The organism is Aeromicrobium duanguangcaii, from assembly GCF_024508295.1.
GTDB classification, from domain to species: Bacteria; Actinomycetota; Actinomycetes; order Propionibacteriales; family Nocardioidaceae; genus Aeromicrobium; species Aeromicrobium duanguangcaii.
This window is the reverse complement of record NZ_CP101990.1, coordinates 2185312-2210686: the sequence shown is the minus strand read 5'-3', so window position 1 is coordinate 2210686 and position 25375 is coordinate 2185312. Positions and strand designations below refer to the sequence as shown.

At 70.9% G+C, this 25375-nt stretch carries 25 protein-coding genes and 1 pseudogene; 11 read left to right on the top strand and 15 right to left on the bottom strand.

Annotated features, from left to right (window positions below; genetic code table 11):
• Nucleotides 1–40: 40 nt before the first annotated feature.
• From hisN to NP095_RS10890, 5 genes are read right to left on the bottom strand one after another with little or no spacing between them, the layout of a single operon-like run.
• Complete coding sequence (hisN, locus tag NP095_RS10910; RefSeq protein ID WP_232418869.1) at nt 41–937, bottom strand: histidinol-phosphatase; 897 nt, start codon at nt 935–937, stop codon at nt 41–43.
• A 34-nt stretch (nt 938–971) separates the two neighbouring features.
• Nucleotides 972–1949 carry a ribosome small subunit-dependent GTPase A gene (gene rsgA, locus NP095_RS10905; protein ID WP_232418870.1) on the bottom strand — a complete coding sequence of 326 codons (978 nt, stop codon included), beginning with the start codon at nt 1947–1949 and terminating at the stop codon, nt 972–974.
• Nucleotides 1946–3205: a 3-phosphoshikimate 1-carboxyvinyltransferase gene (aroA, locus tag NP095_RS10900; protein WP_232418871.1), complete on the bottom strand. Its 1260-nt coding sequence runs from the start codon at nt 3203–3205 to the stop codon at nt 1946–1948. The genes rsgA and aroA overlap by 4 nt, the downstream gene beginning before the upstream one ends.
• Nucleotides 3202–3687 carry a DoxX family protein gene (locus NP095_RS10895; RefSeq protein ID WP_232418872.1) on the bottom strand — a complete coding sequence of 162 codons (486 nt, stop codon included), beginning with the start codon at nt 3685–3687 and terminating at the stop codon, nt 3202–3204. The genes aroA and NP095_RS10895 overlap by 4 nt, the downstream gene beginning before the upstream one ends.
• Before the next feature lie 43 nt (nt 3688–3730).
• Nucleotides 3731–6229 (bottom strand): sigma-70 family RNA polymerase sigma factor, encoded by a 2499-nt coding sequence (locus NP095_RS10890; RefSeq protein ID WP_232418873.1) that lies wholly within the window; start codon nt 6227–6229, stop codon nt 3731–3733.
• Nucleotides 6230–6549: 320 nt separating this feature from the next.
• Between NP095_RS10890 and NP095_RS10885 the strand changes: the two genes are divergently transcribed.
• The 4 genes from NP095_RS10885 to rsrA all read left to right on the top strand — a co-directional run bounded on the left by NP095_RS10885 (nt 6550) and on the right by rsrA (nt 8954).
• Entirely contained in the window at nt 6550–7200 is a 651-nt protein-coding gene (locus tag NP095_RS10885; protein WP_232418874.1) for a hypothetical protein, read from the top strand.
• Between the two features lie 84 nt (nt 7201–7284).
• Nucleotides 7285–7992 (top strand): SOS response-associated peptidase, encoded by a 708-nt coding sequence (locus NP095_RS10880; protein WP_232418875.1) that lies wholly within the window; start codon nt 7285–7287, stop codon nt 7990–7992.
• Between the two features lie 84 nt (nt 7993–8076).
• Entirely contained in the window at nt 8077–8691 is a 615-nt protein-coding gene (locus NP095_RS10875; RefSeq protein WP_232418877.1) for a sigma-70 family RNA polymerase sigma factor, read from the top strand.
• A complete protein-coding gene (gene rsrA / locus NP095_RS10870) occupies nt 8688–8954 on the top strand; it encodes a mycothiol system anti-sigma-R factor (protein WP_232418879.1) in 267 nt (88 codons plus the stop codon). The genes NP095_RS10875 and rsrA overlap by 4 nt, the downstream gene beginning before the upstream one ends.
• Before the next feature lie 61 nt (nt 8955–9015).
• On the opposite strand, the gene NP095_RS15325 is transcribed toward rsrA, so the two are convergent.
• The 3 genes from NP095_RS15325 to NP095_RS10860 are packed head-to-tail and all read right to left on the bottom strand — an operon-like array spanning nt 9016 to nt 11184.
• Complete coding sequence (locus NP095_RS15325) at nt 9016–9090, bottom strand: 50S ribosomal protein bL37 (protein ID WP_369797015.1); 75 nt, start codon at nt 9088–9090, stop codon at nt 9016–9018.
• A 40-nt stretch (nt 9091–9130) separates the two neighbouring features.
• A complete protein-coding gene (locus tag NP095_RS10865; protein WP_232418881.1) occupies nt 9131–9493 on the bottom strand; it encodes a thioesterase family protein in 363 nt (120 codons plus the stop codon).
• Between the two features lie 2 nt (nt 9494–9495).
• Nucleotides 9496–11184, bottom strand: a complete 1689-nt coding sequence (locus tag NP095_RS10860; protein ID WP_232418882.1) for an acetolactate synthase — start codon at nt 11182–11184, stop codon at nt 9496–9498.
• Between the two features lie 73 nt (nt 11185–11257).
• Here NP095_RS10860 and NP095_RS10855 point away from each other — a divergent pair, with 73 nt between their 5' ends.
• Nucleotides 11258–12652, top strand: coding sequence for a sensor histidine kinase (locus tag NP095_RS10855; RefSeq protein ID WP_232418884.1), 1395 nt, complete (start codon nt 11258–11260; stop codon nt 12650–12652).
• Nucleotides 12653–12656: 4 nt separating this feature from the next.
• On the opposite strand, the gene NP095_RS10850 is transcribed toward NP095_RS10855, so the two are convergent.
• A complete protein-coding gene (locus NP095_RS10850) occupies nt 12657–12908 on the bottom strand; it encodes a WhiB family transcriptional regulator (protein WP_232418886.1) in 252 nt (83 codons plus the stop codon).
• A gap of 178 nt (nt 12909–13086) precedes the next feature.
• Between NP095_RS10850 and NP095_RS10845 the strand changes: the two genes are divergently transcribed.
• The 3 genes from NP095_RS10845 (at nt 13087) to NP095_RS10835 (ending at nt 15867) form a co-directional block, all read left to right on the top strand.
• Nucleotides 13087–13482: a hypothetical protein gene (locus NP095_RS10845; protein ID WP_232418887.1), complete on the top strand. Its 396-nt coding sequence runs from the start codon at nt 13087–13089 to the stop codon at nt 13480–13482.
• 116 nt (nt 13483–13598) lie between these two features.
• A complete protein-coding gene (locus NP095_RS10840; RefSeq protein WP_304523556.1) occupies nt 13599–14813 on the top strand; it encodes an NAD(P)-dependent malic enzyme in 1215 nt (404 codons plus the stop codon).
• A gap of 85 nt (nt 14814–14898) precedes the next feature.
• A complete protein-coding gene (locus NP095_RS10835) occupies nt 14899–15867 on the top strand; it encodes a zinc-binding dehydrogenase (protein WP_232418888.1) in 969 nt (322 codons plus the stop codon).
• Nucleotides 15868–15869: 2 nt separating this feature from the next.
• Here NP095_RS10835 and NP095_RS10830 read toward each other — a convergent pair whose 3' ends face one another.
• From NP095_RS10830 to NP095_RS10810, 5 genes and pseudogenes are all read right to left on the bottom strand, one after another.
• Nucleotides 15870–16106: a hypothetical protein gene (locus tag NP095_RS10830; RefSeq protein WP_232418890.1), complete on the bottom strand. Its 237-nt coding sequence runs from the start codon at nt 16104–16106 to the stop codon at nt 15870–15872.
• 175 nt (nt 16107–16281) lie between these two features.
• Nucleotides 16282–16341: pseudogene (locus NP095_RS10825) on the bottom strand (hypothetical protein); the annotation flags it as partial.
• Between the two features lie 185 nt (nt 16342–16526).
• Nucleotides 16527–16703, bottom strand: a complete 177-nt coding sequence (locus NP095_RS10820; RefSeq protein ID WP_187769443.1) for a DUF6104 family protein — start codon at nt 16701–16703, stop codon at nt 16527–16529.
• A 3-nt stretch (nt 16704–16706) separates the two neighbouring features.
• Nucleotides 16707–20540 carry a multifunctional oxoglutarate decarboxylase/oxoglutarate dehydrogenase thiamine pyrophosphate-binding subunit/dihydrolipoyllysine-residue succinyltransferase subunit gene (locus tag NP095_RS10815; protein ID WP_232418892.1) on the bottom strand — a complete coding sequence of 1278 codons (3834 nt, stop codon included), beginning with the start codon at nt 20538–20540 and terminating at the stop codon, nt 16707–16709.
• A gap of 145 nt (nt 20541–20685) precedes the next feature.
• Nucleotides 20686–21132 (bottom strand): OsmC family peroxiredoxin, encoded by a 447-nt coding sequence (locus NP095_RS10810; RefSeq protein WP_232418894.1) that lies wholly within the window; start codon nt 21130–21132, stop codon nt 20686–20688.
• 108 nt (nt 21133–21240) lie between these two features.
• Here NP095_RS10810 and NP095_RS10805 point away from each other — a divergent pair, with 108 nt between their 5' ends.
• Nucleotides 21241–21972, top strand: coding sequence for an MBL fold metallo-hydrolase (locus NP095_RS10805; RefSeq protein WP_232418896.1), 732 nt, complete (start codon nt 21241–21243; stop codon nt 21970–21972).
• The gene (locus NP095_RS10800) at nt 21972–24098 is read left to right on the top strand and encodes a thiamine pyrophosphate-dependent enzyme (RefSeq protein ID WP_232418897.1); all 2127 of its coding nucleotides are present in this window, start codon (nt 21972–21974) and stop codon (nt 24096–24098) included. Before NP095_RS10805 ends, NP095_RS10800 begins: the two co-directional genes overlap by 1 nt.
• A 12-nt stretch (nt 24099–24110) precedes the next feature.
• Here NP095_RS10800 and arsM read toward each other — a convergent pair whose 3' ends face one another.
• On the bottom strand, nt 24111–24899 hold the full coding sequence (gene arsM, locus NP095_RS10795; protein ID WP_232418899.1) for an arsenite methyltransferase: 789 nt from the start codon (nt 24897–24899) through the stop codon (nt 24111–24113).
• Between the two features lie 83 nt (nt 24900–24982).
• Between arsM and NP095_RS10790 the strand changes: the two genes are divergently transcribed.
• Nucleotides 24983–25345, top strand: a complete 363-nt coding sequence (locus NP095_RS10790; RefSeq protein ID WP_232418901.1) for an ArsR/SmtB family transcription factor — start codon at nt 24983–24985, stop codon at nt 25343–25345.
• The last annotated feature ends 30 nt before the right edge of the window (nt 25346–25375 follow it).

Below are 25375 nucleotides of genomic sequence, written 5' to 3'. Positions count from 1 at the left end.
ATCACTGCCGAAGAGCAGGGGCCCGTCTCGCGGGCGGGACTCAGTCGTCGCGGTTGAAGCGCAGTCGCGTGACGTTGTCGGCCACGGGCTCGTCGGAGGAGTCGCCGGACTCGTCGGCCCAGACCGAGCCGTCGTCGGGGAAGTGGCCCAGATACGCCATGACCGCGTCGTGCAGCCGTCCGTTGGTCGCGACGGCGTTGGCGCCCCAGGGTCCGGGCTCGCCGGCCAGGCTCGTGAACTGACCGCCGGCCTCGCGCACGATGATGTCGAGCGCGGCCATGTCCCACAGGTTCAGCTCGGGCTCGGCGGCGATGTCGACCGCACCCTCGGCCACGAGCATGTACGACCAGAAGTCGCCGTAGGCCCGGGTGCGCCAGCACTGGCGCAGCAGCGCGTCGAACTCGCCCTGCCGGTTGATCTGGTCCCAGCTGGGCGCCGAGGAGTACGACATCGACGCAGCGGTCAGCTCGCGCACCGCGGAGACGTGGATGGGGCGGGTCTGGCGGAACGACTTGCCCGTGTGGGCGCCGTCGCCCTTCATGGCCCACCAGCGGCGACCCAGGGCCGGCGCCGAGACGCAGCCGACGACGATCTCGCCGGCCTCCTCCAGGGCGATGAGCGTGGCCCACACCGGGACGCCACGGACGAAGTTGGAGGTGCCGTCGATCGGGTCCACGATCCAGCGCCGCTCGGAGTTCTCGGACGTCCCCTCGATCTCGCCGGACTCCTCGCCGAGCACGATGTCGCGGCCGCGCGAGGTCTTGAGGGTGCGGCGGATCGCGTCTTCGACGGCGCGGTCGGACTCGGTCACGTACGTCATGTCCGGCTTCGTCGAGACCTCGAGATCGAGGGCGCCGAAGCGGTCCATGCTGAGGTTGTCCGCGGAGTCGGCCAGGACGTGGGCCAGTCGCAGGTCGTCGAGGTACGGGTTGGCCATGGGGTCAGCCTACGGTCTGGGGTCCGCGCTCCGGTCAGTACTCGTCGGCGAGGGAGCGACTGGCCATGATCCGGCGGAACGACTGGAGCCGCGCCGGGTCGATCTCGCCGTTCGCGGCGGCCGTGTCGAGGGCGCACTCGGGCGCCTCGGCCAGGTGGGTGCACCCGCGCGGGCAGTCCCGTGCCGCGGTGTTGAGATCGGCGAAGGCGCGCAGGATCCGCTCGATGTCGACGTGCGCGAGGCCGAACGACCGGAAGCCGGGGGTGTCGACGATCCGACCGCCGAACGGCAGCGGCAGGATCATCGCCGAGGTCGAGGTGTGGCGGCCGCGGCCCGTGACCACGTTGACGTGGCTGGTCGTGCGGTGAGCGTCCGGGACCAGAGCGTTGACGAGCGTGGACTTGCCGACGCCGCTGTGCCCGATCAGCACGCTGGTGCGGTCGCGCAGCAGGTCGCGCAGGTCGTCCAGGTCGCCGTCGAGGCGCGTGGTCACGATGCGCACGTCCAGCGGCGCCAGCTGCGCCACGACGTCCTCGGCCGGGGCGAGGTCGGCCTTGGTCAGGCAGACCGCGGGGTCCATGCCGGCGTCGTACGCCGCCACCAGGCAACGGTCGATCAGGCCCGGTCGCGGGGGCGGGTCGGCCAGCGCCGTGACGATCACCAGCTGGTCGGCGTTCGCCACGACGACCCGCTCGATCGGATCGTCGTCGTCGGCGCTGCGCCGCAGCACGGTGCGCCGCTCGAGCACCTCGACGATGCGCGCGAGGCTGCCCGGGGCGCCGGAGACGTCGCCGACGATGCGGACCTCGTCGCCCACGACGACACCCTGACGGCCCAGGGGACGCGACTTCATCGCCGTGACGACGGTGCCGTCCTCGAGCAGCAGCGTGTAGCGGCCGCGGTCGACGGTGGTGACGATGGCGACCACCGCGTCGGAGTAGTCCGGCCGGTCCTTCGTGCGGGGCCGGGTGCGCCGACGGGGCCGCTCGTACTGGTCGTGCTCGTCCCTCACGACACCGCCCGCATCCAGTCGTCGGCGAAGCCCGGGTAGGTCTTGGCCGTGGTGCCGATGTTCTCGACCGTGACGTCGTCGACGCGCAGGCCGATGACCGCGCCGGCGTGCGCCATGCGGTGGTCCTCGTAGGTGGCGAAGGATCCGCCGTGCAGCGGGGCGGGCGAGATGACGAGGCCGTCCTCGCGCTCGTCCACCCGGCCGCCGAGGCGGTTGATCTCGGTGGCCAGGGCCGCGAGCCGGTCGGTCTCATGGCCGCGCAGGTGGGCGATGCCGGTCAGCGTGCTGGGCGTGTCCGCAAGCGCGGCCAGCGCCGCCACCACGGGGGTCAGCTCGCCGACGTCGTGCAGGTCGAGGTCGACGCCGCGCAGGCGGTCCGGACCCGTGAAGACGAGGTCGTCCCCGTCCCGCTCGGCCGTGCCGCCGAAGGCCACGGCGAGGTCGCGCCAGGCGTCGCCGGCCTGGTCGGTCTGCTCGGGCCAGTGGCGCACCCGCACGCGACCGGCGGTCGCGAGGGCGGCGGCGACGAAGGGGCCGGCGTTGGACAGGTCGGGCTCGATGGTGACGTCGAGCGCCTTGACGGGCCCGGGATGGACCTGCCAGCGACCGGGCGACTCGTCGACGACGACTCCGCGACGGCGCAGCTCGGTGACCGTCATGGCGACGTGCGGCAGCGAGGGCAGCGACCCGCCCTCGTGCCGCAGGTCGAGGCCCTCGCGGAACCGCGGGGCGACCAGCAGCAGGGCGGACACGAACTGGCTCGAGGCCGAGGCGTCGACGGTCAGCGATCCGCCGCGGACCTCGCCGGCGCCGTGCACGGTGAAGGGCAGGGTCGAGCGGCCGTCGTCGTCGACCTGCACGCCCAGGTCACGCAGGCTGGAGATCGTGGTGCCCATCGGACGCTCACGGGCTCGGGGGTCGCCGTCGAAGCGCACGGGTCCCGTGCCGAGCGCGGCGACCGGCGGGACGAAGCGCATCACGGTGCCGGCGAGTCCGCAGTCGACCGCGGCCGACTCGACGGGAGTGATCGGCTCGATCGTCCACTGGTCGGCGTCGCGGTCGAGTCGGGCGCCGAGGGACGCCAGGGCCGAGGCCATCAGCTCGGTGTCGCGGGCGACCAGGGGCAGCCGGACCACGCTGGGTCCGTCCGAGATCGCGGCCAGGACGAGGGCGCGGTTGGTCTGGGACTTCGATCCGGGAAGCAGGACGTCGGACTGGACCGCGCCTGCGACCCGCGGGGCACGCCAGTCGGTCATCCCCGCAAGTCGCTGATCTGGTCGACGACGGTGTCCTTCGCCGCGACGGCGCGATGGGCGGCACGCGAACCCAGCCACGGCTTGTGCGGGTCGGGGTCGAGCGTCGACAGCAGGAGTCCGCCGGTCAGCGAGATGTTCTTCATGAAGTGCGTGAACTGGTTCCGCCGGGCCACGGGGTCGGTCTCGTTCCAGAACGGGTGACCCGTGACGGTCGTGGCCGGCATCGTGGCCGCGAGGACGAGGGCGGACGTCCGCGGCAGCCGTCCGGTGGCCAGCGTCGCGCCGGCCGCGACGTGCACGACCCCGTTCAGGCGAACCAGGTTCTTGGCCGACAGGGGGACCTGGGGAGCCACCTTGCGCAGGACGTCGGTGACGGGCTGGGCCTTCGCGGCCAACGCGTCGGGCTTGCGCAACGCCATCACCCCGCCGGAGATGAACATCGTCGCCAGCATCGGACGGGCCACCGCACGCAGGAGAGTCATGGGTTCATCATGCCGCAGGACGGCCGCCGTGCCGAGGCGACGCTCAACTGCCGAAGGCGCCCGACATGCTGCGCCCGGCACTCGTGACCGTGAAGGTGCCCGCGGGGAACGGGGTCAGCGTGCCCAGTCGCAGGGAGGGGACCGTGCGGTTGGCCGAGACCTGGTGGGTGCAGGTGATCTCCGTGCTGAAGGCGGACGCACGCTCGCAGTCCCATCCCGCGGTCCAGCCGGTGACGAGCTCGATGTTCGGCAGTCCTCCGGTGAAGGCCACCCGGACGGAGACTCGCTGGCCCTCGACGGCGCCGCGGCCGACCCGGAAGTCGAGGTTCACGGAGAAGAACCCCGCCCGCGCCAGGCCCGAGACCGCGCTGTCGACGGGGCCGGGCGTCGGCTCGGTGGTCGGTTCCGTGGTCGGTTCCGTGGTCGGTTCCGTGGTCGGTTCCGTGGTCGGCTCGGTGGTGGGTTCCGTGGTCGGCTCGGTGGTGGGTTCCGTGGTCGGCTCGGTGGTGGGTTCCGTGGTCGGCTCGGTGGTCGGTTCCGTGGTCGGCTCGGTGGTCGGTTCCGTGGTCGGCTCGGTTGTCGGCTCGGTTGTCGGTTCGGTGGTCGGTTCCGTGGTCGGTTCGGTGGTCGGTTCCGTGGTCGGTTCCGTGGTCGGCTCGGTGGTCGGCTCGGTGGTCGGCTGAGTCGTGGGTTCCGTGGTTGGCGTCGGCGTCGGGATCGTCGTCGGTTCCGGCGTGGGGTCCGAAGTCGGCGACGTGGTGGGTTCGGTGGTCGGTTCCGTCGTGGGCGGCGTCGACGTGGGCTCAGACGTCGGCGGCGTCGGCGTGGGGATCGTCGTCGGTTCCGGCGTGGGGTCCGAGGTCGGCGGCGTCGGCGTGGGGATCGTCGTCGGTTCCGGCGTGGGGTCCGAGGTCGGCGGCGTCGGCGTGGGGATCGTCGTCGGTTCCGGCGTGGGGTCCGAGGTCGGCGTCGGCGTCGGCGTGGGGATCGTCGTCGGTTCCGGCGTGGGGTCCGAGGTCGGCGGCGTGGTGGGTTCGTTCGTCGGGTCGGACGTCGGCGGGGACGTCGGCTCCGCGGTGGGCTCCGTGGTCGGCTCCGGCGACGGCTCGGTCGTGGGCTCGGTGGGTCCCTGCGTGGGCTCGGTCGTGGGCTCGGTGGGTCCCTGCGTGGGCTCGGTCGTGGGCTCGGTGGGTCCCTGCGTGGGCTCGGTCGTGGGCTCGGTGGGTCCCTGGGTCGGCTCGGCGGTGGGGCTGGTCGAGGGCTCGGCCGTCGGCGGCGGCGGCTCGGCCGTCGGCGGCGGCGGCTCGTCCGTCGGCAGCGGCAGCGGCACGTCCGGGAGCGGCGGCTCCTCCGGGAAGGACTCGTCGGGCACCGGCTCGTCCGGCGGCGAGTCGTCCGCGTCGTCGGAGGTCTCGGGCGCGTCCTGCCACACGCCGGGGTCCTGGACCGGGCCGACGCCCGGGGGAGCGGGGTCGAACGGGCCCTCGCCGGGAAGAGTCGCCATGCCCGGACGGGAGGCCTGGGTGGTGGTCTCGAGGGCCGGCGGCGACTCGACGGTCAACAGGGCTGCCGCGCCGGCGATCACGACGACACTCGCCGCCGCGCCGGCCGCGATCCCCGCGGGCCCGATCGTGCCGAGGACGCCCATGACGCCCGACGTCGAGCCTCCGACGGCGCTGGCGCCTCCGCCGGCGGAGCCGCCACTCTGGCGCAGGGCGCCCGCGGCGCCGGCCAGCACGCCCGAGCCGCCCGCTGCCTGCAGGTAGCCCGAGGCCGCGGTCCCGAGGATCGCGGGAGCCAGGATCCCGGCGAGGCCGTGGTTGAAGTCCTGCAGCTCCAGGTACAGACCCATGCAGGCACGGCACTCGTCGACGTGACGCTGGACCTTGCCGGAGTCACGGCGCGACAGTCCGCCGCGGACGAAGGCGCCCAGGTTGCCGATGGCGAACTGGCAGTCGGGCGTGGTCGCGGGGACCAGGTGCTTCTGCAGGTAGGCCTGGCGCAGGCCCTCACGGGCGCGGTACGCCAGGGCCGAGACGCTGTTCGCGCTCATGCCGAGCATGGGGGCGATGTCCGCGGGCTTCTGGCCCTCGACGTCGAGGTGCCACAGCACCATCTGCCAGCGCTCGGGCAGGGACGCGAAGGCCTCGGCCGTCGTCGTGCGCTCGAAGCCCAGCTCGGCGGTGTCCACGAACTCGACGCGTCCGTCGAGCTCGAACTGGTCGTCGGTCGGACGCTCGCGGGTCACGGCACGGATGCGGTCGACGTGCAGGCGCCGGACGGCCGTCAGCAGGTAGGCGCGGAACGACTCCTGGGGGCCGCCGCCGTTCTGGATCGTGACGAGGACCTTCGTGAAGGCCTCGGCGACGAGGTCGTCCGCGTCGGGGCCGCGCATCAGCTGACGAGCCAGTCGCATGGCGGCCACCTGGTGGCGGCCGTAGAGCTCGCCGTACGCCGCCTGGTCACCGGTGCGGACGGCGCTCAACAGGTCGGCGTCACTGCGCTCATCGCCCAGGGGTGAGGTGCGTGCGTCAACCGACACGGCCTGCCCCCTCTCGCCCGGTCAAGCGGTCACCATGTGCGGCCACGGTGAACCTCGCAGACAGTCTAGGGGGCTGAACCCGCTGCTGTCCCTGCCTTCCGGTGGCTCATCGGGACCACTTCCGGTGTCGTCTCGGGCCGGGGCGACGGGCTGAACTGCCGGTTACCCGCCGATCGGCCTCCGAGCGCGGCCGTCGCGCACTCCATCAACTGGGGCAGATGTCCAAATTATCCTGCGAAAAACCGCGTCATAGGGCAACGTGATGGGCGTCTCCTCCTTGTGACACGGCGATTCCGCCCGGCATGAGAGAGGAGGCACGGATGAACCCGTTCGACGACGTGAACTATCTCGAACTCGACTCGGCAGTCCGTGCCGGCCGGGTGGACGCGGTGGACGTTGCACACGAGGTGGGAGCGAGTGCAGCGTCCCTGGGAGTTCCCCTTCACGAGGTCCTGGACCGCGTGGAGAGGTCCTTCGACGGCCTCGAGCCATCGTTCGCGATGGTCCGCGGGGTCGCCGTGGCGTGGGCCGAGACGTCTCGAGTGCTGCAACTCGAGACGTCCTGTGAGGATCCGCTGACCCAACTGTCGACCGTGGCGCACCTGCGCCACAGCCTGGACGCGCTGTATCGCGGCGCCATCCGGGACGACACGACGGTCTCGGATCGCCACGGGCTCCTCGTGGTCGAGCTGCACCGGCAGTCCGGCCATGCGCTGGAGTCGACGTTGCACGCGGTTGACGTGAGCGTCGCCCTGCGCACCGCCTTCCCCGGCGACGAGGTGATCGCCCATCTGACCCCCCGACGGTTCTGCGTCCTGGCCGACCGAGACCGGTTGGACCAGCCGACGATGAACCTCGTCTCGATCCTGTTGCGTCGCACGTTCGAGTCCCCGCCCCCGCGGGTGTGGCTCGAGTTGCTGCCTGCCGCAGCGCAGGACGTGACCTGGGTGGTCGACGCGCTCACCGGGTGAGCCGGCGGGCTCCGCCACCATCTCGGGTGTGGCGGAACCCGCCGGATCGGTCCGGTGGGCCGCGCGCGTGCCTACGATGGCCGCATGTGTGGCCGTTACGCGACCTCGCGGACCCCGGCGAACCTGGTCGACGACTTCGAGGCCGACGTCGGCGACCTGTTCACCGACACCGGACCGGACTTCAACCTCGCCCCGACGAAGCTGGCCCCGCTGGTCGTCGGCCGCACGAAGGACGACACGTTCCGGCGTGAGCTCGTCACCGCCAAGTGGGGGCTGGTCCCGTCGTGGGCGAAGGACCCCGCCATCGGCAACCGGCTGATCAACGCGCGCAGTGAGACCGTCGCGGAGAAGCCCTCGTTCCGGAAGGCCTTTGCGAAGCGGCGCGCCATCGTGCCCGCGGACGGGTTCTACGAGTGGTACCAGCCCGAGGCCGGCGCGGACGGCAAGCGCCCGCCCAAGCAGCCCTTCTTCATGAGCGCCGAGGGTGGACTGGGCCTCGCGGGGCTCTACGAGTTCTGGAAGGACCCGCAGGGACAGTGGCTGCTGACCTACACGATCCTCACGACGTCGGCCGAGGGTGAGGACGGCCGCATCCACGATCGCGCGCCCCTGATCGTCGACGGAGAGATCGCGAGCCGGTGGCTGGCGGCCGAGCCGTGGCCCGACGCTCTGGAGCACCTCGTGCCCGCCACGCCGGGCGCGCTGCGGGCCTGGCCGGTCTCGACCGCGGTCAACAACGTGCGCAACAACGGGCCCGAGCTCGTCGAGCCGCTGCCGCTGGACGGGGAATAGCCGCGCGGCTCCGACGGTTTGACCTCACAGGAGGATCGAATGCTCGCATGCCCCGTACGACCGGCCACAGTAGGCTGGGAGGCGATGACTGACGACACCGTCGTGGACCCCTCGACCGAGACACAGGAGGAGCGCCAGGCCCGATTCGAGGCCGACGCCCTTCCCTTCCTCGACCAGCTCTATTCCGCCGCGCTGCGGATGACTCGCAACCCCCAGGACGCCGAGGATCTGGTGCAGGAGGCGTACGCGAAGGCGTTCAGCGCCTTCCACCAGTTCAAGCCCGGCACGAACCTGAAGGCGTGGCTGTACCGGATCCTGACGAACACGTACATCAACCACTACCGCAAGAAGCAGCGCCAGCCGCAGCAGGTCACCGACGAGATCGAGGACTGGCAGATCGCGGCGGCCGCGGCCCACAGCTCGACCGGCATGAAGTCGGCCGAGATGGAGGCGCTCGAGCGGTTGCCCGACTCCGACGTCAAGGACGCCCTGCAGCAGCTGCCCGAGGACTTCCGCTACGCGGTGTACCTCGCCGATGTCGAGGGCTTCCCCTACAAGGAGATCGCCGAGATCATGGACACGCCGATCGGCACCGTGATGTCGCGACTGCACCGTGGCCGGCGCCAGCTGCGCGAGTTGCTCACGGATTACGCACGCGAGCGAGGTATGAAGGTTCCGACGGGAGGTGACGCCTCATGAGCTGCGACGGACCCGACTGCGACAAGGCTCTGAGGAATCTCTACAACTTCATCGACCACGAGCTCGACGGCGCCAGCTGCCACGAGATCCAGTCGCACCTGGACGACTGCTCCGACTGCCTCACCGAGTACCACCTCGAGGAGATCGTGAAGTCCCTGGTGGGACGCTCGTGCACCGAGACGGCGCCCCCGCCGCTGCGCGACAAGGTGCTCTACCGCATCCGGTCGGTGCAGGTCGAGATTCGCACCGAGACCATGCCCTGACACCTGGAGAAACGACGAAACCCCATCCGACCGGATGGGGTTTCGTTCTTCTCGGCACGATTCACGCGTTGGGGCGCTTGCCGTGGTTTGCGCCCTTCTTGCGGCGTGCCCGACGCTTGCGACCGGTCTTGCCCATGGTCTCCTCCTAATAAAGCTGACCATCAAGTCTCCCACACTCAGTCGACACCCGGCACACGGGACAGGAACCGCTGGCGATCGACCACGACGCGGCGCACCTGACCGCTGGCGACGAGGACCCCCTTCTGGTCCCGCGCGGCCACCTCGAAGATCACCATCCGGCCGTCGCGATGCGACACCGAGGCGGTCGTGGTGATGGTGGCGCCGACCGCGCTGGCGGCCAGGTGCTGCACCTCGACGCGGGTGCCGACGCTGGTCTGGGAGTCCTCGAGGTCGAGGGCGGCGCAGGTCGCCTGCTCCAGCCAGGCCAGGACGACGGGGGTGCCGAGCACCTCCAGGTCGCCGCTGCCCACCGCGCGCGCGGTGTGCTCCGGTCCGACGGTGTGCGTGACCTGGGCCACGGTCAGATGCCCATCGTGGTGCGCGGGTACAGCGCGTTGACGTCCGTCGCGATGTTGACCAGGTAGGGCACGCCCGAGGCGAAGGCGCGGTCCAGCGCGGGTCCGATCTCCTTCGGGTCGGTGACGAACTCGCCGCCGGCGCCGAGGGCCTGGGCCACCTGGTCGTACCGGGTGTTCGGTGCCAGGTCGGCCGCGACGTCGTAGCCGTAGAGCATCTGCATCGGGGGCTTCTCCAGGCCCCAGGCGGAGTTGTTGCCCACGACGATGACGACCGGCAGGTTGTGGCGGACCAGCGTGTCGATGTCGATGATCGACATGCCCGCCGCGCCGTCACCCATGAGCAGCACGATCTGGCTCGACGGCCGGGCGATGCGGGCGGCCATCGCGGCACCCAGGCCGGCGCCGAGGCAGCCGTACGGGCCCGGGTCCAGCCAGCCGCCGGGACGCTGCGGCTCGACGAACTTGCCGGCGAACGAGACGAAGTCGCCACCGTCGCCGATGACCACGGCGTCGTCGGCCAGCCGCGGCAGCAGTTCGCCGTAGATCCGCGCCGGGTGGATCGGGTCGGCCTCGGCCGTCAGCAGCGCGGAGTCGCGCTCGACGGTGGCGGCCACGATGTCCTGCAGCTCGCTCAGCCACGGCGACCAGTCGGGCTTGCCGGCGCCAGTCTGCAACCCGGCCAGCAGGCCGTCGAAGACCAGGCTGAGGTCGCCGGCGACCGAGGCGCCCAGCGCCGCGTGCGCCGAGACCTGGTCGGGGGAGTCGGCCACGTGGACCGTGACGGCCGGCGATGCGCCGTCCTTGCCACCGAAGCGACCGAAGCCGAGGCGGAAGTCCAGGGGAGTGCCGACGACCACGACGACGTCGGCGGTGCCGAGCGCCCGCGAGCGGGCGCGCGTGACGAGGTTGCCGTGGCCGCCGGGCACGATGCCCCGGCCCATGCCGTTGGCGATGGCAGGGATGCCGGTCTCCTCGACGAAGCGCAGGGCCGCCTCCTCGGCGTGGTCCGACCACACGTCGGTGCCCAGGATCACGACCGGGCGCTGGGCGCCGGAGAGCAGGCCCACGACCTTCGAGACGGCCTCGGGGTCCGGTTCCAGGCGCGTGGTGCCGGGTCCGGCGGAGGCGTGCTGCACGGGCCCGGAGTTGAAGAACTCGTCCATCGGAATGTCGACGAACGTCGGACCGCGGTGCGACGAGCCGGCCAGCGTGAACGCCTGGTCGACGACGGGCGCGATGTCGGCCAGCGTCGAGGCGGTCGTCGCGTGCTTCGTGATGGTCTCGAAGATCGGCGGGTGGTCCAGCTCCTGAAGCGTGCCGGTGCCCCAGGTCGAGGCGGCAGCACGGCCGCCGACCACGACGAGCGGTGAGCCGGAGAAGAACGCCTGGGCCACGGGGCTGACGCCGTTCGTCACGCCGGGACCGGCCGTCAGCACCGCCAGGCCGGGCGTGCGGGTCAGCTTGCCGATGGCCTCGGCCGCGAAGACGGCGGAGGGCTCGTGGCGCACGTCGATGATCGGCATCGGCTGCTCGGACTTCACCGCGGCGTCGTACATCGGGAAGATGTGGGCGCCCGAGAGCGTGAACATCGCCTCGGCGCCGTGAGCCCGCGCCACGTCGAGCGCGTGGTGGCCGCCGTGGGGACCGGTGGGCTCCGGCAGGGAGCCTTCGGGGGTGTGGTCTTCGGTCATGTGACGCAGGTTACCCGCGAGTCGGCTCCGGGGGAGCCCGAGTCCCGGAACGGGAGAGCCCTAGGCTCGGAACGTGCCCTCCTTCGAAGACATCGCCGACGCGCAGACCGCGCTGACGAGCGCGCAGATCGACCGGCTGCAGCTGCTCGTGACCGATTGGCAGATCGTCGCGGACCTGTCGTTCAGCGACCTCGTGCTCTGGGTCGACGACGCCGAGGACAAGGGCATGTGGGCGGCGGCGCAGATCCGTCCGACCACGGGCCCGACGACCCTGCTGGAGGACGTGGTCGGCACGTTCCTGCCACGCGACGTCACGGACCTCGGGGACGAGACGGCGGCCGACGGGACGGCGATCCGCCAGTCCGCCGTGCCCGTGATGTGGGCCGGCCGGCGCATCGGCGTGATCCAGAAGCGCCGCCCCGCGACCGACCAGCGGCAGGTGGGCGCCTTGGAGTCCGCCTACCGCCAGACCAGCGACGAGCTGTTCGAGATGATCCAGCGCGGCGAGTTCCCGCTGCCGGGCGTGCCGTCCGAGCTGGCCGACTCCCTGCGCGTCGGCGACGGGTTCGTGCGGACGGACGTGGACGGCCGCGTCACGTTCGCCAGCCCCAACGCGCTGTCGGCGTACCGGCGACTGGGCCACGTCGGCGACCTGCAGGGTGCGGATCTGATCGAGTTGAGCACGGCGCTGATCGGGGCGGACGCAGATCGCCCCTTCGCGGCACTCTTCGGCGCGGGCGAGACCGAGGCCGAGATCGAGAACTCGGGCGCCTCGATGCTGCTGCGGATCATGCCGCTGCGCAGCGGCGGGAGGGCGACCGGCTCACTGATCCTGCTGCGCGACGTGACCGAGCTGCGCCTGCGTGAGCGCGAGCTGGTCTCCAAGGACGCGACCATCCGCGAGATCCACCACCGGGTGAAGAACAACCTGCAGACCGTGGCCGCGCTGTTGCGCCTGCAGAGCCGGCGGATGGACATCCCGGCCGCGCGCGAGGCGCTCCAGGAGGCCGAGCGCCGGGTCGGCTCCATCGCGCTCGTCCACGAGACGCTGAGTCAGTCGTTCGACGAGTCGGTCGAGTTCGACGCGATCGCGGACACGCTGCTGCGGACGGTGCTGGACGTCGGGGGAGGAGTGGTCAAGGCCGAGCGGGTCGGCTCCTTCGGCTCGGTGTCGGCCGAGATCGCGACCCCGCTGGCGATGGCGTTGACCGAGCTCGTGCAGAACGCCGCCGAGCATGCCTTCGGTCCCGAGGGTGGCCGGGTGACGCTGGCCGTGAATCGGATCCGGGGCCGGATCAGGATGCGGGTCAGCGACGACGGCAGGGGACTGCCCGACGACTTCGACCCGACGTTGAGCCTGGGTCTGTCGATCGTGTCGACGCTGGTGCGGGGGGAGCTGAAGGGGGAGCTGGACTACGAGTCGTCGCCGACGGGCGGGACGACCGTGACCATCGCCATCGGGCTGTAGGGCCTCAGGCCGTGCGGATGCGGGCGCGGGCGTTGCGACGCTTGAGCGCGCGGCGCTCGTCCTCGCTGAGACCGCCCCAGACGCCGTGGTCCTGACCGGACTCGAGCGCCCACTGCAGGCACTGCTCTCGCACCTCGCAGCGACGACACACCATCTTGGCTTCCTCCACCTGGAGGATCGCGGGGCCCGTATTGCCGATCGGGAAGAACAGCTCGGGATCTTCGTCCAGGCAGGCCGAACGATGACGCCAATCCATACCGATGACTCCTTAGGGCCGAGATGTGGGGGGAATGAGCGCGCTGGGGCGCACCACTCCTCTAGTCTCCCAAGGTTTCATTCACATAACAACAGTTCGCCACACGCGATTCTGTCGGAAATGTCACATGTCGTGATCGTTCGAATTGCTTGCAATCTCGCCCCGCTAGCCTGAGTACGTGCGCCTTTCCACCCCGTACCCAATCGTGATCGCCGCGGCCATCGTCGGGCTCCAGTCCTGCGTCTTCATCGTGCTCGCGGTCCTGGATCTCGCAGGTTTGGTCGAGGGCCGGGTCGGGGTCGGCATCGGTATCGGCATCATGTTGCTGCTGGTGGGCGTGGGGTTGGCGGCCGCCGCGGTGGGCCTGCTGAGGAGCGCGCCGATCTCGCGCGGACCCGTGGTCGTGGCCCAGTTGATCGGTCTGGGACTGGCGTGGTCGCTGCGCCATCCGGACGCGGACACCGGCGACAACCGGGGGGTCGGAATCGCGATCGCCGTGTCGGCCCTGGTGGTGCTCGGTTGCCTCGCCACGAAGTCGGCTCGCAGGGCGCTGGGCGACGACCAGGCGCTGTGACCCGTGTGGGAGACTGAGTCGTGGGGCACACCCCGTCCTCACCCGCGGCCTCAGACCGCACACCGGCAGCCGGATCGGCGCGGTCCGCACCTGTAGTCGACGCTGCGCGAGGAACCATGTCCACCCAACTCGATCCGATCGAATCCGACCTGCTCATGACGCTGACCGACCACGACGATCCCGTCTTCGCCCTGCACCGCGGCGGCAAGATGGAAGTCGCCTCGACCGTCCCTGTGGCCAATGCCGATGACCTGTCGCTGGCCTACACGCCCGGCGTCGCGCGCGTGTGCGAGGCGATCGCCGCCGACAAGGAGATCGCCCACCAGTACACGTGGGTCGGCAACACCGTCGCCGTCATCACCGACGGCACCGCGGTGCTCGGACTGGGCGACATCGGACCCGCGGCCGCCATGCCCGTCATGGAGGGCAAGGCCATCTTGTTCAAGCAGTTCGGCGGCGTCGACGCGATCCCGATCGCCCTGGACACGACCGACACCGACGAGATCGTCGAGACGATCGTGCGCCTGGCGCCGACGTTCGGCGGCATCAACCTGGAGGACATCTCCAGCCCCCGCTGCTTCGAGATCGAGCGCCGGCTGATCGAGCGGCTCGAGATCCCCGTCTTCCACGACGACCAGCACGGCACCGCCGTCGTCGTCCTGGCCGGCCTCTACAACGCCCTGCGCCTGACCGAGCGCGAGCCCGACGAGGTCAAGGTCGTCATCTCCGGCGCCGGCGCCGCGGGCGTCGCGATCACCAAGATCCTGCGCTCGGCCGGCGTTCGCAAGATCAGCGTCGTCGACCGCACGGGCGTCATCACCCCCGAGCGCGAGGACCTCAACGAGGTCAAGCAGTGGCTGGCCGACGAGACCGGTGGCTGGGCGCGTCCCGGCTCGGTCTCGGACGCGCTGGCCGGCGCCGACGTCTTCGTGGGCGTCTCCGGCGGCACGATCCCGGAGGAGGCCGTCGCGGCCATGGCTCCGGAGGCGATCATCTTCGCGCTGGCCAACCCGAACCCCGAGGTCCACCCCGAGGTCGCCAACCGGCACGCGCGCATCGTCGCCACCGGCCGCTCGGACTTCCCGAACCAGCTCAACAACGTGCTGGTCTTCCCGGGCATCTTCCGCGGCGCGCTGGACGTCCGGGCGACCATGATCTCGGAGTCGATGAAGCTGGCCGCGGCCCGCGCGATCGCCGACCTGGTCAGCGACGACGAGCTCAGCGAGACGCACATCATCCCGTCGCCGTTCGATCCCCGGGTCTCGCAGGCCGTGGCTCGCGCGGTGACGGACACGGCGCGGCGTGACGGCCTCGCCCGTCGCCCCTACTGACGCTCGACGCCCCTCGCGGGCGGGCACGCCGTGACCCGGTTAGGGTCGCAGACGTAGTTGCTCGTCCCGACCCAGGAGATCGCCAGTGTTCGCTGTCTACGCCGCCTCGATGGACCCCAAGAACCCGATGGACGGCCTGGTCGTCGGTGAGCGACCGGACCCCGAGGTGCCGGAGGGCTGGACCACGGTGACGGTGAAGGCCGCCTCGATCAACCACCACGACGTCTGGAGCCTGCGCGGCGTCGGGCTGCGCGAGGAGTCGCTGCCGATGATCCTGGGCTGCGACGCGGCGGGCTACGACGAGGACGGCAACGAGGTCCTCGTGCACGCCGTCATCAGCTCGCCCGACTGGGTCGGCGACGAGACGCTCGACCCGCGCCGCTCGCTGCTGTCGGAGCGTTTCCAGGGCACGTTCGCCGACAAGGTCGCCGTCCCGAAGCGCAATGTCATCGCCAAGCCCGAGCGGCTCTCGTTCGCCGAGGCGGCGTGCCTGCCGACGGCGTGGCTGACCGCCTACCGGATGCTGTTCACGCAGGCCGACCTGAACCCCGGCGACGCGGTGCTCGTCCAGGGCGCGGGCGGCGGCGTCGCCACCGCCGCGATCACCCTGGCGCGCGCCGCGGGCTTCCGCGTGTTCGCCACCAGCCGCGACGAGGAGAAGCGTCAGCGGGCACTCGAGATCGGTGCGCACGAGGTCTTCGACTCCGGTGAGCGCCTGCCGGTCAAGGTCGACGCCGTCATCGAGACGGTCGGCGCGGCCACCTGGTCGCACTCCATCAAGTCGATGCGCCCCGGCGGCACGTTGGTGATCGCCGGCGCCACCTCGGGCGACGCCCCGTCGCACGCGGAGCTGACCCGGATCTTCTTCCAGCAGATGCGCGTCCACGGCTCGACGATGGGCACACGCGACGAGCTGCGCCGCCTGGCCGAGTTCATGGCCGTTACGGGCACCAAGCCCCTCATCGATGCCGAGATCCCCATGGAGCAGGCCGCCGACGGCCTGCAGCGTGTCGTCGACGGCGACGTCTTCGGCAAGATCGTCCTCACCCGCTGAGCTCAGTCGAGCAGGTGCCGCAGGAACCTGTCGGGGCGGTCGAGGAACGTGCGCCAGTGGTGCACGACCTCGAGATCCTCCCAGGCGGCCTCCGGCTCGTCCAGGCAGTAGAACCCCGCCGTGTCGAAGCGATGCTGCAGCAGCGCCACGAAGGACTCGCCGTGGCTCATCGCGTGGAAGTCGGGCTCGTGGGGATTGCCGCCGGGATGGTCCGCGAGGTAGGAGTACCAGCCGTGCATCGTCTCGGCGCGCAGGAAGAACCCCCCACCTGCCGCTGCCGACCCCGCGTTGGATCGTCAGGTGCTGCCACAGGGACGACTCGGTCTCGCGGGTCCGGTGGTGACCGAAGGCCGTGCCGCCCTCGGGTGACAGGCCGTAGGCGACGGCGATCGCCTCGACGAGCGTGGACTTGCCGGACCCGTTCTCGCCGACCAGGAACGTGACCCCGGGGCCCAGGTCGAGGCCGTCACGCACCAACTGGCGCACGGCGGGAATCGAGGCGGACCAGCCGTCAGGCTCGGTGCCGGTGACCCGCACGACGGGAGGTTGGTCGAAGTCCACGGCAGCACCGTAGCGGCCCTCACCGACGTCGCGCCCGAAGGAACGACGAAGGCCGCGCCCCTCGTGGGGCGCGGCCTTCGTGGGTGCCTCGTGTCGTCCTAGTCCTCGTCGTCGTCCAGACGAGCCAGCCAGGTGGCCAACCGCTCGACGGGAACCTCGAACTCGGGGTTCAGGTCGACGAAGATCGAGAACTGCTCGGCCAGCCAGGAGAAGGAGACCTCCTCCTCACCCCGGCGGGCCGCCAGCTCCTCGATGCCACGGTCGGTGAAGTACACGGCTCAGGCGAACGCGCGGTTCATCAGGTCCTTGAACTCGGTGATGTGCACCGAGTGCGAGCCCACCGACGGTGCGCCGGACTCCGGACGGGTGACCCGCGACATCGGCAGACCCAGCTCGTCGCGCAGGTACAGCGCGACGTGCGGCCACGGGCCCTGGTTCTCGGGCTCGTCCTGGACCCAGATGATCTGCTTCGCGTTCGGGTACTTGGCGACCTCGGCCTTGAGCTCCTCCAGCGGACGCGGGTAGAGCTGCTCGAGCCGAGCGATCGCCGTGCGGGGGCTGTCGCCCTCGCGCTTCGTGCGCTCGGTCATCAGGTCCCACGTGATCTTGCCCGAGCACAGGATGACGCGCTCGACCTTCTGCGGATCGACCTGGTCGTCACCGATCACCGGGCGGAACGTGCCCTGCGTGAAGTCCTCCGGCTGGCTGGCGGCCAGCTTGTTGCGGAGCATCGACTTCGGCGTGAAGACGATGAGCGGACGGTGCTGGGCCTGCAGGTTCTGACGACGCAGCAGGTGGAAGTACGACGCGGAGGTCGAGGGCTGCGCGATCGTCATCTCGTCGTTGGCGGCGAGCGTCAGGAAGCGCTCGATGCGGCCTGACGAGTGATCCGGCCCCTGGCCCTCGTAGCCGTGCGGCAGCAGCAGCACGACACCGGACTTCTGGCCCCACTTGGTCTCGCCCGAGCTGATGTACTCGTCGATGACCGACTGGGCGCCGTTGACGAAGTCGCCGAACTGGGCCTCCCACATGGTCAGCGCCTCGGGACGGGCCACGGAGTAGCCGTACTCGAAGCCGAGTGCCGCGTACTCGCTCAGCAGCGAGTCGTAGACGTAGAACGACGCCTGGTCCTCGCCCACGTGCTGCAGCGGGGTCCACTCGTTGCCGTTCTGGCGGTCGATGATCGTCGCGAAGCGGGTCGTGAACGTGCCGCGGCGCGAGTCCTGGCCGACGAGGCGGACGGGACGCCCGTCGAGCAGCAGCGAGCCCATCGCGATGATCTCGCCCGTGCCCCAGTCGATGGGGCCGGCCGTGATCGACGCGGCGCGACGCTGCAGCTGGGGCAGCACCTTCGGGTGGACGGTGAAGCCGTCGGGCACGTTCGTGTACGCGTCGGAGATCGCCTTGAGCGTGTCCGGCGTGACCGCGGTGACGAGGTCGTCGTCGTACGGCTTCTCCGGGTAGTCCGGCGTCCGCGTGTAGCCCGAGTCGTCTTGGGCCTGCTTGACCTTGGCCAGGTTCTGCTCGAGGAGCTTCTGGTACTCCTTGAGCGCCTCCTCGGCCTCCTCGAGCGTGATGTCGCCACGACCGACGAGAGCCTCGGTGTACAGCTTGCGCACCGACTTCTTCTTCTCGATCGTGTCGTACATCAGCGGCTGCGTGAAGCTCGGGTCGTCGCCCTCGTTGTGACCGCGGCGGCGGTAGCAGACGAGGTCGATCACGACGTCCTTGTGGAACGTGCGGCGGTACTCGTAGGCCAGCTGGGCCACGCGGATGCACGCCTCGGGGTCGTCGCCGTTGACGTGGAAGATCGGCGCCTGGATCATCCGGGCGACGTCGGTGCTGTACGTCGACGAGCGCGACGAGGACGGGCTGGTGGTGAAGCCGACCTGGTTGTTGACGATGACGTGGACCGTGCCGCCGGTGCGGTAGCCGCGCAGCTGGGACAGGTTCAGCGTCTCGGCGACGACGCCCTGGCCGGCGAACGCCGCGTCACCGTGGACGAGCACCGGCAGGACCGGGAACTCCTCGCCGCGGTTGAGCACGTCCTGCTTCGCACGGGCGATGCCCTCCAGGACCGGGTCGACGACCTCGAGGTGCGACGGGTTCGCCGCGACCGAGACCTTGACCTTGTCGCCGTGGACCGAGGTGTACTCGCCGTCGACGCCCAGGTGGTACTTGACGTCACCGGAGCCCTGGACGGTCCGCGGGTCGATGTTGCCCTCGAACTCGCGGAACACCTGCGCGGGGTCCTTGCCGGCGATGTTGACCAGCACGTTGAGGCGGCCACGGTGCGCCATGCCGATGCAGACCTCTTCGAGGCCGTCGGCGGCCGCGCCCTCGCAGATCTCGTCGAGCAACGGGATGACGGTCTCGCCGCCCTCCAGGCTGAAGCGCTTCTGGCCGACGAACTTCGTCTGCAGGAACGTCTCGAAGGCCTCGGCCTGGTTGAGCTTCTGCAGGATGCGCAGCTGCTCCTCGCGCGGCTCCTTGACGTGCGGGCGCTCGAGGCGCTCCTGGAACCAGGCGCGCTCCTCGGGCTCCTGGATGTGCATGTACTCGACGGCCATCGTGCGCACGTACGAGTCACGCAGGATGCCCAGGATCTCGCGCAGCTTCATGAAGCGCTTGCCCGAGGCCTTGCCGAACGAGCCGACCGGGAACTCGCGGTCGAGGTCCCACAGCGTGAGGCCGTGCGAGGCGATGTCGAGGTCGGGGTGCGTGCGCTGGCGGTACTCGAGCGGGTTCGTGTCGGCCATGAGGTGGCCGCGGACCCGGAAGGCGTGGATCAGCTCGAGGACGCGCGCCTGGCGGTCGACGTCGTCGTCGTGGCGGACCGAGATGTCCTTGGCCCAGCGGATGGGCTCGTAGGGGATTCGCAGCGAACGGAAGATGTCGTCGTAGAAGCCCTCGGCGCCCAGCAGCAGCTGGTGCACGCGACGCAGGAACTCGCCCGACGTGGCGCCCTGGATGACGCGGTGGTCGTACGTCGAGGTGAGCGTCATCATCTTCGAGACGGCCATCTGCGCGAGGGTGTCCTCGGACGCGCCCTGGAACTCGGCGGGGTACTCCATCGAGCCGACGCCCACGATGAGGCCCTGGCCGGACATGAGACGCGGCACCGAGTGGTTCGTGCCGATGCCGCCGGGGTTGGTCAGGCTGACGGTCGTGCCCTGGAAGTCGCTGACCTCGAGCTTGTTGTCGCGCGCCTTGCGCACGATGGTCTCGTAGCCCCGCCAGAACTGGGCGAAGTCCATCCGGTCGGCGCCCTTGATGTTGGGCACCATGAGCGAGCGCGAGCCGTCGGCCTTCTGCACGTCGACGGCCAGGCCGAAGTTGACCTGCTCGGGGTTGAGCTGGACCGGCTTGCCCTTCTCGTTGTACTCGAAGCCGGTGTTCATCGCGGGCATCGCCTTGAGCGCCTGGACGACCGCGAATCCGATCAGGTGCGTGAACGAGACCTTGCCGCCGCGGGCGCGGGCGAGGTGGTTGTTGATGACGACGCGCTGGTCGAACAGCAGCTTCACCGGCACCGAGCGGACGCTCGTGGCCGTGGGAACCGTGAGGCTGGCGTCCATGTTGGTCGCCGTGCGTGCGGCCGCGCCCTTGAGCACGACCTTCTCGACCTCGCCGGGTCCGGTGGGCTGCGCGGGAGCCTCGTCCTTGGCCGGGGCCTTCTTCGGCTGGGACTTGGCGGCCGGCTTCGGCGTGGAGGGGGCCACGGCCGGTGCGGGCGGGTTCTTGTCGTCGGCGGCGTGATCGGCCGGCGACGCGGCCGGGGTCGCCGGCTTCTCGTCCTGCTTCGACGAGGGCTCGCGTGCGGGCTCGCCGGTCTTCGTCTCGGACGACTCGTTCGCGCCCTTCTGGGCGGACGAGGAGCCGGAGCCGTTCGACGCGCTCGCGTCGTTCGACTTGACGGCGCCGTTCGACGTCGAGCCACTGGACTCGCCGTCGGAGCCGTACCCTCCCTTGCGGAAGAACTCGGCCCACTCATCGCCGACCGAGGACGGGTCTGCGGTGAACTGGTCGTACATCTCTTCGACGAGCCATTCGTTGGCTCCGAAGTCGGGGTGCGGAGCGTCGGTCGTCGACGCGGGGGAGGACTCGGCCACGGCCTGAATCGCCTCTTCCGGGAAAGTTGCTCGCGTGCTCGTGCACGGGTGGTGGACTCATCACAGGGTAACGCGCGCACATAGGCGCACGCAGTCAGGTCGCGCAACCCGTCGGTGAGCGGACGTGGACGTCCGCCCGACGGTCTCAGACCGTCTCGAGGGTGGCGTCCAAGGTCATGTCGTCGACGCCGTCGAGGGCCTTGCTGACCGGGCAGGTCTCCTTGGCCTCCTCAGCGACCTGCTTGAACTGGTCGGCATCGATCCCCTCGGCCTCCGCGCGCACGGTCAGCGCGATGCGGTTGATGCGGAAACCGCCGTCGGGATCGGGTGCCAGGGACACGTCGGCCGACGTCTCGACGGAGTGGACGGTCGCGCCGGCCTGACCCAGCAGGGCCGTCAGCTGCATGGTGAAGCAGGACGAGTGGGCCGCGGCGATGAGCTCCTCGGGGTTCGTCGCGCCGCCCCCGTCCTCGGACGAGCGCTTGGGGAACGACATCTCGAACGTTCCCAGCCCCGACGAGGTCAACTCGACCTGTCCGGAGCCGTCCTCGAATCCGCCGTCCCAGGCGGTGCGTGCGGTACGAGTGGGCATGAGGCCTCCTGCGTTGAATCGTGGTTTCTTCTCGACGCTAACCACGAATTGCGAGGTCCGCACGGCGCGTCCGTGGACAGCGCCGCGGTCGACTCCTAGGTTCGAGCCGTGGAGGTCACTGAGGTCGCCGACGGGATCTGGTTCGCTCGCACCGAGGTCGTGAACTGGGTCGTGCTGGTCGAGGGTGAGCGCGCGGCCCTGATCGACTGCGGCTACCCGGGCCAGGCCGCCCTCGTCGAGGAGTCCGTCCGGCGCGCGGGCGCGACCATGGATCAGATCGAGGCCCTCGTGCTGACCCACAACCACGTCGACCACACGGGCTCGATGCCCGCACTGGCCGCCCGAGGCGTGCGGGTCCTGGCCGGAGCCGACGAGCTGCCCATGCTCCGTGGCGAGCGCGTCGAGAGCGCCACCACGCGCGACGTGCTGGTCCGGGCCTGGCGCCCGCGGGTCCTGCGCTGGGCGCTCACCATCGTGCGGCTGGGTGGCTCGCAGCATCCGCGGATCGACCACCCCGAGGCGGTCCGCCCGGGGGAGCCGCTCGACATCGCGCGCTCGCCGGTCCCCGTGGCTCTGCCGGGTCACACCTCGGGGCACACGGCGTTCCACATCCCGACCCAGGGCGTCGTCATCACGGGCGACGCCTTGGTGACCGGTCACTCGCTCAGCCCGGTCGAGGGGCCGCAGTGCATCGACGGGTTCTTCCACCACGACACCGCACGGATGCGCGCCACCCTGCCGGAGTTGGCCCGCCTGGATGCCGACCTCGTCCTGCCCGGGCACGGGCCGGCCGCGCACCTGCCGATCGCCGTCGCGGTCGCCGAGGCGCTGGACGCCTGATGGAGACGATCGACGAGTACGTCGTCCGCACGCTCCCCGCGCTCGAGCCGCGGCCCGGGGTGGGGCCGGCGGGGGACCTGCGGACGCTGCGGGCCCTGTTCGCCGCGCAGGTGCAGAGCCGTCACCTCGACTTCGCGGCCCGCTGGCTGCAGGCCCGAGGCGCCGGCTTCTACACGATCGGCTCGGCCGGCCACGAGAGCAACGCGGCCCTGGGACTGCTGTCGGAGGTGACCGATCCCGCGCTGCTGCACTACCGCTCGGGAGGTCTGTACGCGGCGCGATCGGCGAAGGCTGGGCGCGAGGACGGGATCCGCGCCATCCTGCTGAGCCTGGTCAGCGCTCGCAGCGATCCGATGTCGGGCGGCCGGCACAAGGTGTTCGGCCATCGCGCGCTGAGCATCATCCCGCAGACGTCGACGATCGCCTCGCACCTGCCGCGCTCGGTCGGCCTCGGACTGGGGCTGGGCTTCGCGCGCGCCCTGGGGCGGCACACCGCCTGGCCGGAGGACGCGGTCGTGCTGTGCAGCTTCGGTGACGCCTCGGCGAACCACTCCACCGCCGTCGGCGCGCTGAACGCCGCGGCCTATCTCGCGCACCGAGGGCTCGAGTGCCCGGTGCTGTTCGTGTGCGAGGACAACCGGATCGGCATCAGCACGGCGTCGCCGCGTGGCTGGCCCGGGGCGATGCTGGACCGGCTGCCGGGGATCGAGTACCGGGCGGCCGACGGCCACGACCCGATCGGCCTGCTGGACCACACCCGGCAGGCGTTGGACGCGGTCCGGTCGAGTCGCCGCCCGGGCGTCCTGCACCTGAGCACGGTGCGGTTCTCGGGTCACGCGGGCTCCGATGCCGAGATCTCGTACCGCACCCGCCGCGAGATCGAGGCCGACTACGCCCAGGACCCGCTCGTCGCGACGGCGCAGGTGCTGGTCGACGTGGAAGCGCTGACCGGCGCGGAGGCGCTCGCCGCCTACGAGGCGGCGCGGGACGCGGTGATGGAGCAGGCCGAGGAGGTGCTCGCCGAGGCGCACCTGGACTCCCGCGCGGCCGTGATGGCGCCCCTGGCGCCCCTGGCCCTGGCGTCGGTGCCGAGGCGTGAGATCGACGGCCCCCGGCGCACGCTCGCCCAGGCCATCAACGCGACGCTGGCCGAGCTGCTGGAGGAGCACTCCGACACGCTCGTCTTCGGTGAGGACGTGGCGGTCAAGGGTGGCGTGTACGGAGTGACGCGGGGCCTGCGCAAGCGGTTCGGCGGGCAGCGTGTGTTCGACACGCTGTTGGACGAACAGACGGTCCTTGGCACCGCGCTCGGCACCGCGCTGGCGGGCTTCCTGCCGATGCCCGAGATCCAGTACCTCGCGTACCTGCACAACGCCGAGGACCAGCTGCGTGGCGAGGCCGCGTCGCTGGCGTTCTTCTCGGCCGGGCAGTACCGCAACGGGATGGTCGTGCGGATCGCCGGCCTGGCTTACCAGCGCGGCTTCGGCGGCCACTTCCACAACGACAACTCGGTCGCCGTGCTGCGCGACATCCCCGGGCTCGTGCTGGCCGTCCCCAGTCACCCCTCGGACGCGCCGGGCCTGCTGCGGGCCTGTCACGCGCTGGCGCGGCAGGGGAAGGTCTGCGTGTTCCTCGAGCCGATCGCGCGCTACCACTCGCGCGACCTGCACGAGGACGGCGACGGCCTGTGGACCGCCGCGCCCGAGACGGACTCCGTGATCCCGCCGGGCCAGGTCGGCGTCTACGGCGACGGCCGCGACGCCGTCCTCGTCACCTTCGGCAACGGCACCTTCCTGTCCCTGCGCGCCGCCGAGCAGTTGCGCGCCCGGGGCGTCGACGTCACGGTCGTCGACCTGCGCTGGCTGGCCCCCTTGCCGGTGGAGACGATCGTCGACGTGTGCCGAGAGTTCGACCGCGTCCTCGTGGTGGACGAGACCCGGCGCTCCGGGGGAGTGGGCGAGGGCGTCGTCACGGCGCTCGTCGAGGCCGAGTACCCCGGTCGGATCGCGCGGGTGGCCAGCGCCGACAGCTACATCCCCCTGGGGCCCGCCGCCGAGACGGTGCTGCTGACGCAGGACGAGATCGTCGAGGCGGCCCTGGTGCTGATGGAGGCGTCGCAGCGCTGACCCGCGCCCGCGTCAGGCGGGCTTGGTCGCGCGGACGATCGCGCCGTGCATGCCCGGGACCGCCTCGTGGGTGAACTCGACCTCGGCGTCCACGAAGCCCGCAGCCGTCAGGGCCTCCAGGTACTCCGAGCGCGAGAGGGCCCCGGCGATGCAGCCGACGTGCGAGCCGCGCTCGGCCCGCTCGGCGACGCTGAGGTGGTCCTCGGCGACGACGTCGGACACGCCGACGCGCCCACCGGGCGACAGCACGCGGAACATCTCGGCCATGACCAGCGCCTTGTCGACGGACAGGTTGATGACGCAGTTGGAGATCACGACGTCCACCGAGCCGTCCGGCAGCGGGACGTCCTCGATCGTGCCCTTCAGGAACTCGACGTTGCGCGCCCCGGCCCTCTCGGCGTTCGCCCGCGCCAGCTCGAGCATCTCGTCGGTCATGTCGACGCCGTAGGCGAAGCCGGTCTCGCCGACGCGCCGCGCCGAGAGCAGGACGTCGATGCCGCCGCCGGAACCGAGGTCCAGGACCCGCTCTCCGGGGTGCAGGGCCGCCACCGCGGTGGGGTTGCCACAGCCCAGGCTCGCCGCGAGCGCCTCGGCCGGCACGTCGCCCGCGGCCTGCGGATCGTAGAGACCGGCGCCGAAGCGGGCGCCGTCGATCACCGCGTCGCCGCCCGAACAGCAGTCGCCCGCGCCGGCATCGGCGAGGTCCAGGATCGACGCGTTGGTCGCGCCGCCGCCGACACTGACCGCGGCTGCCGCATAGCGCTGGCGGACCTGTTCGACGAGTTCCTCGTTGGTGCTCATGGTTCCTCCATATTGATGAATGTCGATGGATTGACCTTCCCTCATGTATCGATCGATGTCAATGTGTGTGGCAGGCTGGGCCCATGGCCACATCGCTGCCGCTCGCCGACTCCTGCTGCTCGCCCCTGACGGGCGGTGCGCTCGACGACGACGCCGCCATCGCCCTGGCGGCGAAGTTCAAGGCGCTCTCCGATCCGGCTCGCGTGCGGCTCGTGTCGATGATCGCCGCGGCCGACGGGGGAGAGGCGTGCATCTGCGACCTCACCGCGCCGCTGGGCCTCAGCCAGCCGACCGTGTCGCACCACATGAAGCTTCTTGCGGCCGCAGGGCTGGTGACGCGCGAGCAGCGCGGGCGGTGGGCGTATTACCGCGTGGTCGAGGACGAGCTCACCTCGCTGGCGGGTGCACTGCGCGTCGGTCGGGAGATTCCCGTCAACCTTCGTTGACGAATTGGCCAGTCGTCAACTACGGTTGAC